Annotated in this window: 7 protein-coding genes; 2 read left to right on the top strand and 5 right to left on the bottom strand. The window is 63.5% G+C overall.

The window, feature by feature from the left end; translation table 11 throughout:
• Positions 1 to 516 precede the first annotated feature (516 nt).
• Positions 517 to 819: a BlaI/MecI/CopY family transcriptional regulator gene (locus GY769_14465; GenBank protein ID MCP4203122.1), complete on the bottom strand. Its 303-nt coding sequence runs from the start codon at positions 817 to 819 to the stop codon at positions 517 to 519.
• A gap of 31 nt (positions 820 to 850) precedes the next feature.
• Complete coding sequence (locus GY769_14460; GenBank protein ID MCP4203121.1) at positions 851 to 2,041, bottom strand: hypothetical protein; 1,191 nt, start codon at positions 2,039 to 2,041, stop codon at positions 851 to 853.
• Positions 2,042 to 2,173: 132 nt separating this feature from the next.
• Between GY769_14460 and GY769_14455 the strand changes: the two genes are divergently transcribed.
• Complete coding sequence (locus tag GY769_14455) at positions 2,174 to 2,590, top strand: helix-turn-helix transcriptional regulator (GenBank protein ID MCP4203120.1); 417 nt, start codon at positions 2,174 to 2,176, stop codon at positions 2,588 to 2,590.
• 40 nt (positions 2,591 to 2,630) lie between these two features.
• Positions 2,631 to 3,713: a hypothetical protein gene (locus GY769_14450; GenBank protein MCP4203119.1), complete on the top strand. Its 1,083-nt coding sequence runs from the start codon at positions 2,631 to 2,633 to the stop codon at positions 3,711 to 3,713.
• A 383-nt stretch (positions 3,714 to 4,096) separates the two neighbouring features.
• Here the strand turns inward: GY769_14450 and GY769_14445 are convergent, their stop codons facing one another.
• From GY769_14445 to GY769_14435, 3 genes are all read right to left on the bottom strand, one after another.
• Complete coding sequence (locus GY769_14445) at positions 4,097 to 4,816, bottom strand: hypothetical protein (GenBank protein MCP4203118.1); 720 nt, start codon at positions 4,814 to 4,816, stop codon at positions 4,097 to 4,099.
• Between the two features lie 24 nt (positions 4,817 to 4,840).
• A complete protein-coding gene (locus GY769_14440; protein ID MCP4203117.1) occupies positions 4,841 to 5,092 on the bottom strand; it encodes a helix-turn-helix transcriptional regulator in 252 nt (83 codons plus the stop codon).
• A gap of 459 nt (positions 5,093 to 5,551) precedes the next feature.
• The gene (locus GY769_14435) at positions 5,552 to 5,866 is read right to left on the bottom strand and encodes a single-stranded DNA-binding protein (protein MCP4203116.1); all 315 of its coding nucleotides are present in this window, start codon (positions 5,864 to 5,866) and stop codon (positions 5,552 to 5,554) included.
• Positions 5,867 to 6,051 lie beyond the last annotated feature (185 nt).

Genomic DNA, 6,051 nt, shown 5'->3' with positions numbered 1-6,051 from the left:
GTGACGGCAACGAAGTGCCTCATATCCCATCTCCTCTGGAGTTCGCGCGGACCCTAAGCTGGGAGCGCGCGGCGGGTTGCTCAAACCCGAATTGAACGGCTCAACGTGAACAGGGCAGGTGACGGGGCGCAACACCAGAATGGGTGGGGTGGAGCCATCCTGGTCCCGTTTCTTTGGGTGGGGAGAGCATCGAGAGTCGGGGAGGGCCTCGACGGTCGCACCTGCCTCCCGGTTCTGACCGTCCGGCCGACGGGCGGGAATCCCCAACTCGGAGTCTCGCGGACGGGTAGGCTGGTCTGCCTCGGGGCGCCGGCGGCTCAGAGGGACCGAGCTGACATGGACGATCGCTTGCCGTTTGGCGCCTCGGTCCCTGGGCCGCCGGTGCGTTTTTCGATTGAGAGCAGCCTGCTGCGCGTGTCGGCTCCGCGAGTCTCCCGCACCTCCAAGGGGTGGGGTCGGGAACGGTCAGAAACGACGCTCTTATGTTGAACGTTGTCGATTGAGGACCGAATGCGGCTAACGCTTGCGTTTCCGTCGCAGCCGCCGCTCGACTGCCTTCTGAACCAGCTCCAGGTTCTCGCGCTTTGGGCCGACGACATCCTTGAGGAACCGCTCGATCTCCTGCTGCAGGCCCTTCTCTTGCGCGAGGGCGGCGGTGTAGTAGTTGGTGTTGCCCTCTTTTTCGACCTTCAAGAACCCCTTGCGCACCATGCGGCTGACGAAGGTCAGAATAGTCCGGTAGTCGCGCGTGCGCTTCCTGAGGTCTTCCCTGAGGATCTGGCGCACATTGGCTCGGCCGAGCCGCCAACAGATGCGCATGATCTCCCACTCGGACTGCGAGAGCCGTTCTTCACCGGGCTTCGTCCTGGGGCGCGCCATGAGCTAGCAGGCCATCGTCAGAGCGTTCTCCGAGGGACGCGAGGATCCAATGCAGGATCGTGCGGGACTCTTCGTCTTTCTCTTCATGGGAGGCGATTGCTCGCTCTAGGAGTTCGTGAGCCTCCTCTTGCCGGCCCTGGTCCTTTAACAGGCGAGCTTCCAGTCTAGCAACTCCGGAAGCGATTCGCGCTCTGCCCGTGCCGAGCTCGAGTCGGCTCGCGGCCTTTTCAAACAGAATCTCAGCGGCCTCGGTGTTGTCGAGAGCGCGCAGAGTGTCGGCGTAGTTGGCGGCGGCTTCGGCGATCAGATCGGATACGTACTCGGTGCGGTAGAAGCCGGGGTCGAGACTTCCGGCCACCGCGAGAGCCAACTCGGCGAGCTCGGCCGAGAGCTCGGGATTGGCGCTCCGGCTGGCTCGGGACTCCTCCATGAGTAGGCGGGCGAGCCCCCACTGATGGTAGAGCTCGTCGGTGCGAACGGCCTCGATCCGCTCGTGATGGCTGCCGTGATCGGCGAGGAGGCGATTAAAGAAGTCGTGGCGGGTTAGAAACTCCTGGGCCACAACGGGATCGCAGTGGTCGAGTGCGGCCAGCCATCTGCTGAGCTCTTCGAGCGCCTCGCGGCAGGCGCTGCAGGTGTTTGCTCGCCGGTAGATGTGGTTCTCGAGGCGCTCTCCGCCCTCGTCAAAGTCGAGTGCCAGGATGTCGGCGGTGAGATGCTGATGGTTCTGTACCGTAAGACGTGTGCGACCTTTGCGCCTATCGTTGGGATCGTGGCGGGTTGACTCTCCCGCCGTGGCCAGCGCCCGGTCTCGGAAGTCAGCCTGGTTGAGGAGCGGCAGCACCTCGCCGAGACCGGCCGCGATGCTCTCGAGCCGGGCTTCGAGATCCTGCCGCAGGATGACGAGAGCCGCGATTTCGTGGGAGGCTCTGTCCCCGTCGACTGCCCCCAGCCTCTCGGCGCAGGCATCGCAGAAGGCGACCGTGATCGAGGTATCGCCGCTCGAGAAGGTGATACGTGTGGGCGCCCTTTGGGGCGCCTGAGCCGAGGCGGCGGAACCGTTGCGGGTCCGCTGGAGATGCGCGCAAGAGACGGTGAGCCGGCTCTTTGGACGGCCAGAGTCTTGATCGTCGTTGAAGGCTGGAAGTCCCTTGATGATCATGCGGCTTGCTAGCGGTTTCCGCCGCGGGAGCCCTAGAAGTATAACGCAAATACGGAATCTTGGATTATGTAAATTTGATCTGCCATATGTTTCTACGGTATTCTGCGAGCCGAGCTTCAAGGAGGTGCCCAAATGATAGATTTGCCTTCAGTGGATCATTTCAGTGACTTGCCGCAGAGGCTGAGTGCTCTCCTGGAGCGCAAGGGCATGACCCAAAGGCAGCTCCACGATCGCTCGGGGGTTTCGATTTCCCGGATCAATGAGTACGTAAAAGGGAAAGGCGGACCCCCCACCTTGCCGATCCTCAACCGCCTACTTGACGCGCTCGAGGCTACGCGGGATGAGCTGTTCTCAGAGACGAAGGGGGCGGTAGCCCAGGATTCGGCCCGGATGTCACTCGAAGAACGGATGGCGGGCCTGGAGGAGCAGCATTCCTTCCTCGAGGCCGAGTTTGGACGGTTGAAGTTGGCGATCGAGCACTCGTTGAAGTCGATCGCCCAGAGACCCGGGCGCAAGGATGGCAGCAGAAACGGAAACGCAGCCGGCTGACAGGTACGACGCGGCGTTTGACCGTGCCTGGAATGCCGCCGTGACGAAGAGGCGCGCCACACCGACGCTCTCGAGTGAAAGCGCCATGCGGTTTGCTCGCCACTTTCTCTCGGGAAGGTCGGCGATGGCGCTGCACGAGCCATCCGTACCTCTGGTGGACGCACTCGTTGAATGTGCGAACGAGGCCGTGTCGCGCGATGCCGCCGAGGCGCTGAAGGCCTCGAAGCTTGCCGTTGAGGTGGCAGAGCGGCTGAACGATGCTGAGTACACTACGGGAGGCGCTCGCCTGCGGGCTCTGACTTCTCTCGTCTTCCGCTCGCGCGACATCACAGATTTCGACCTCGGTGAACGGAGCGTGGACCGTGGGCTCGAAGTGCTACGCGAGCTGAGCTACGCGCCGGATGACGAGATCGAGTTTCTGCTCGCCACCGGCCATCTCTATTACGCGATGGGGGCACTCAAAGAGGTGCTCTTTTTCGCCGACGACGCCCTCCGGAATGCACGAGAGGTCAAAGACACAGACCGGATCGCGCGTTCGCTGATGCTGCTTGGGTGCGCCCACGCCGAGGGTGGAAACCACAAGGAGTCGATAGCCGTCCTGTGGGAGGCACGCGATCTTGCCAAGAGCTCCCGGCTCCGGTTTGCGTGCTGCCAGAACCTCTCACTCGACTACTGCGCTCTAGGCCACTACCGGGCCGCTCGGTCGATGCTTGATCAGGCCGAGGCTCTTGCGGACTCTGAACTCGGAACCCAGGACAAGTTGCGCCTCCTGTGGGCTCGGGCTCGAGTTGACGCCCACGCGGGCGAGCTCCCGAGCGTGGTGTCTACCCTTGAAACCGTGGCTGAGGGCTTCATGAATCTCGGTTGGCCACAGAGCTTCGCCGAGTCGGTCCTGGAGATAGCTTGCGTCTTCACGGAACAGGGCCGGTGGCAGGATGCCTTGAAGCTGGCTTCGCAGTGCTCGGAGTGGTTCGGCGAACTCGGCCTTCAACGGGAGTCAGTCGCAGCGGCTGCGATCGCCGGGAGCATTCACGGCTCGGCAGCGGTCGAGCGAGCCCTGGTGGCCTTGTCTGCATCTATCAAGAGGCGAGCGGGGAGGTCGTCCTCCCCGCCCTCGGGCTAGCACTGTGACGGCGGACTTCAATCGACGACGCGAGCGGCGTCTTTGGCCGCCACGTAGCCGATCTGGCTGGAAGAAGGACTGACGAGACCGCTGAAGTCGAAGCCGCTAAAGAAAAACCCCATAAAAATCTGCCACATAAGGCACTCCTGTTCAGTGCCGGCACCTACGGCTCTTCATTGATCCGTGTGTCCGGCTCCTACTGATGAGTTGCCGCTGGGGGTCGATTTCCTGACACGCGCCCTCCTGTGGAGAGCGACCGAGGGCCTTCTCAGGCGGTTTTCCAGGGCGTTCGGGGGCGTCTAGGCGTGCCAAGTCGCCGGCATGTAGCTGGCCGACTCAGAGCCCCTTGGCACGGAAGCCGTTACTGGCTTGCGCGCCTGAGTCTAGCCGTTGGCGTCGTCGTCACGGGCTTCGAGCAGGAAGTGGAGAAGCGGTCTCGAGCGCTCGCTCTCCTCTTCATGGGCCGCGAGGGTTCGCTCCAAGAGCCTGTGCGCCTCTTCGTGCCTGCCGATGCTGTGGAGAAGCCGAGCCTCCAGTCGAGCGACCTCCGAGAGAATCTTCGTCCGACCCGTGCCAATCTCGAGCCGGCCGTTAGCTGAGGCAAACTGCCGCCTCGCGGCCTGGGACCGTTCAAGAAGACGCAGAGCATCGCCGTAGTTGGCCGACGCCTGCGCTTGCGCGTCCGCGACGTGAGCGGGATCGTAGTAGTGGGGCTCGAGATGCTCCGCGGCGATGAGCGAGAGCTCTGCCAGCTCGGCCGAGAGCAGCGGATTTACCTCGCGGCAACTCTTCGACTCCTCGAGCAGTAGCCGGACCAGACCCCACTGGTGAAACAGCGCGTTCGTGTCGGCTGCTCGGAGCCGGACTTCATGGCTCGGGTGATCCGCGAGAAGCTCCTTGAAGAGTCCGTGCCGTGTCACGAACTCCGGTCCCACGAGTGGGTCAGGGTGATCGAGCGCTGTGAGCCAACCTCTCAGCTCGCGGAGTGCGGAACGGCAGCGACTGCAACTGTCAGCGCGTTCCTTCAGGCGCGAGAGGAATCGCTTGTTCTGCCCGTCGAAGTCGAGCGCGAGGGTGAAGGGCGTGTAGTGGGTATGAGACACGGTTGACGGTTTCAGATGGAGCCTCTAGGAAGCGCCGCGGCCTTTCTCGAGCAAGTCCGCGGTTTCGTCAAGCAAGACACCCGGAGGGATCTCCAGGCCCGCGCCCAGGTCGAGGAGCGTTTCCAGGCCGGGGCGGCGCTTGCCGCGCTCGAGCATGCTGATCGTCGTCCGATCGAGTCCGGTTCTCTCGGCGAGGCCCTCCTGCGAGATACCGGCGGCCTCCCGGTGCCGCCTGAGAACGGTCGCGAACGCGAGCGCGGATTGCCGATCGGCCATAAGACCGCTGCATCATGGAAGGGTGCAGACGACTGGTCCACGGACAGTTGTCCGCATAGACGGGTTGAGCGCTAGGCGCAAACGGTGGCAGGCCCGGCGGCACGGCGCTGCGAGAAGAAGGGACCCCGCTGCTACCGGCCTGGCTGATGGCCCAGAAGAATGGCTCGCCTCCAGATAGGACTGAGAGCTCGGTTTGGAGAGCAGGCGCGGGCGATTCGAAACCACGGCAGGTGGGCGGCGGGCCAGGAGCACTCCCTTCAGCGGGCGGGTGTGGACGCGCCTTAAGCACGGTCGGTCTGCTCCCCAGCCTGCATACTCGAAGGGGCGGCGGAACCGAGTCCCGCCGCCCACCTGCCGTGGTTTCTTTTCTACTTCCGATCGCGCCTCCTCTCCAGTTCATGGGTAAACGAAAAGAGCCCGGACCATCTGGCCCGGGCTCGAGTTGTGCGCGGGCCGCGCCTAGGTGCCGAGCGGCTCGACGCGATCTGCGACGACTTCGGTGATGTAGCGGGTCTGGTCGTCCTGGACGAACTTGCGAGTCTGGAGGCGGCCGGCGACGAAGAGCCTTGCGCCCTTGTGGAGCGCCCTGGCTCGCTCGGCCTGGGGGCCGAAAGCGACCACGCGGTGATAGTCCGTGCGCTGCTTGCGCTCGCCCTCGCTGTACCAATAGGTGTTGGTCGCGAGGCTGAGGGCCGCGCGCTTCTGGCCGTCGCCGTTGGTGGCGAACTCGGCGTCCTTGGTGAGGTTTCCGATGAGACGGGTTTCGTTGAGCATGTGTTTGGCTCCTTTCGATTTGTGCCCGGGATTGGGCGGTTGAACTTGTGAGTGCTGGCTTTCATCTGGTGGCTCTTGGTCTTTGTTCGTTCCGTTGGATTGCTGCTTCTTCACCAGGCACGAGAGGCAGCCGGAACGGACAAAGAGCTAGATCTACATCCGAGCGCGCGAGTGCAGGGCGAGCG

This window comes from bacterium, from assembly GCA_024224155.1.
In the GTDB taxonomy this organism is placed as follows: domain Bacteria; phylum Acidobacteriota; class Thermoanaerobaculia; order Multivoradales; family JAHEKO01; genus CALZIK01.
This window is presented reverse-complemented; position numbering and strand designations above follow the sequence as displayed.

Bases quoted from the DNA above. Each gene is read 5' to 3' on its own strand.
- GY769_14465 (MCP4203122.1), bottom strand. From the start codon at position 819: ATGCGCATCTGTTGGCGGCTCGGCCGAGCCAATGTGCGCCAGATCCTC.
- GY769_14460 (MCP4203121.1), bottom strand. From the start codon at position 2,041: ATGATCATCAAGGGACTTCCAGCCTTCAACGACGATCAAGACTCTGGC.
- GY769_14455 (MCP4203120.1), top strand. From the start codon at position 2,174: ATGATAGATTTGCCTTCAGTGGATCATTTCAGTGACTTGCCGCAGAGG.
- GY769_14440 (MCP4203117.1), bottom strand. From the start codon at position 5,092: ATGGCCGATCGGCAATCCGCGCTCGCGTTCGCGACCGTTCTCAGGCGG.
- GY769_14435 (MCP4203116.1), bottom strand. From the start codon at position 5,866: ATGCTCAACGAAACCCGTCTCATCGGAAACCTCACCAAGGACGCCGAG.